This window comes from Micromonospora maritima, from assembly GCF_902825405.1.
Classification (GTDB): domain Bacteria; phylum Actinomycetota; class Actinomycetes; order Mycobacteriales; family Micromonosporaceae; genus Micromonospora; species Micromonospora maritima.
The window spans coordinates 1-1524 of the sequence record NZ_CADEAU010000822.1; the positions used below are offsets into that span (position 1 = coordinate 1).

A 1524-nucleotide genomic window follows, 5' to 3' on the forward strand; every position below is an offset into this window, starting at 1 on the left:
CGGCCCACCGGTGTCACGCCGTCGCCGGCGCTCACCGGGTCACCGTCGCGCGGGCGGGACCGGTCGGGGAAGCGGCTTCGCGGCCGGGCACCGCCGCGCGGGCGGGGCCGGTCGGGAGGACGGTGTCGCGCCTGATCATCGGGTCACCGCCGGACCGGTGGTCGTCGGGCGCAGTTCGGTGACCCGGCCGTCCTCGACGCGCAGGATCCGGTCGGCGTCGGCCAGCAGTGCCGGCCGGTGCGCGACCAGCAGCGCCGTCCGGCCGGCGACCAGCCGCCGGGTGGCGGTCAGGACCACCGCCTCGCTGGCGCTGTCCAGCCGGGCGGTGGGCTCGTCGAGCAGCACCACCGGGGCGTCCCGGAGGAACGCCCGGGCCAGTGCGACTCGTTGCCGTTGCCCGCTGGACAGGCCGTGGCCGCGCTCGCCGAGCCGGGTGTCCAGCCCGTCGGGCAGCGCGTCGACCACCTCGTCCAGCGCCGCGTCGGTCACCGCGGCGGCGAGTACGTCGTCCGGGGTGTCCGGCGCGCCGAGCCGGATGTTGTCGGCAAGCGAACCGGCGAACAGGTGGGCCCGCTGCGGCACCCAGGCCACCTCGCGGCGCCAGGCGTCCGGGTCGACCCCGGACAGGTCGGTGCCGTCGACGGTGATCCGCCCGCTGGTCGGCCGGACGAAGCCGAGCAGCAGGTTGAGCAGCGTGCTCTTGCCCGCGCCGCTGGGCCCGATGACGGCCACCCGCTCGCCGGGCCGGATGGTCAGCGTGACGTCGCGCAGCGCGGTCGTCCGGTCGTACGCGACGGTCACGCCCTCGAAGCGGATCTCGCCGCGTCCGTCCGGGGCCGCGCGCCCGGCGGGGGTCGGTGCGGCCGGCGCGTCGGTAGCGGAGAGCGTCAGCGCCTCGTCCAGTGCGGTGAGCCCCTCCATGCTGGCGTGGAACCGGCTGCCGGCGGCCCGCAGCGGCAGGTACGCCTCCGGGGTGAGCAGCAGCACGAGCAGCGCGGTGGAGAGTGTGATCCCGCCACCGAGCAACCGGATGCCGACCGGCACCGCGACCAGGGCGACGGAGAGCGTGGCGACCAGTTCCAGCACCAGCGCGGACAGGAACGCGATGCGCAGCGTCCGCATGGTGGCCTCGCGGTGCCCGTCGGCCATCCGGCGCACCACGTCGACCTGGGCCCGCGCCCGGCCGAACGCGCGCAGCGTGGGCAGCCCGGCCACCATGTCCAGGAAGTGCCCGCCGAGCAGCGACAGCCGCCGCCACTGCCGCTCGGTGGCGGCCTGCGCCTGCCAGCCGAGCAGCGCCCCGAAGATCGGGATGAGCGGGATGGTGAGCGCGATGATCAGCGCCGAGCTCCAGTCCGCGAACACGATCCGGGCCAGCACCGCCGCCGGCACCGTCACGCTCAGCACGAGTTGGGGCAGGTAGCCGGTGAAGTAGGGGTCGAGCGCGTCCAGCCCTCGCCCGGCCAGCGTGGCGAGCTGCCCGGCCCGCCGGCCCGCGACCCAGGTGGGGCCGTGCCGGCCGAC

Annotated in this window: 1 protein-coding gene; it reads right to left on the reverse strand. The window is 76.5% G+C overall.

The features are described 5' to 3' along the window. Positions 1-135: 135 nt before the first annotated feature. On the reverse strand, positions 136-1524 hold a 1389-nt coding region (cydD, locus tag HUW36_RS32660), incomplete at its 5' end, for a thiol reductant ABC exporter subunit CydD (RefSeq protein ID WP_174531562.1).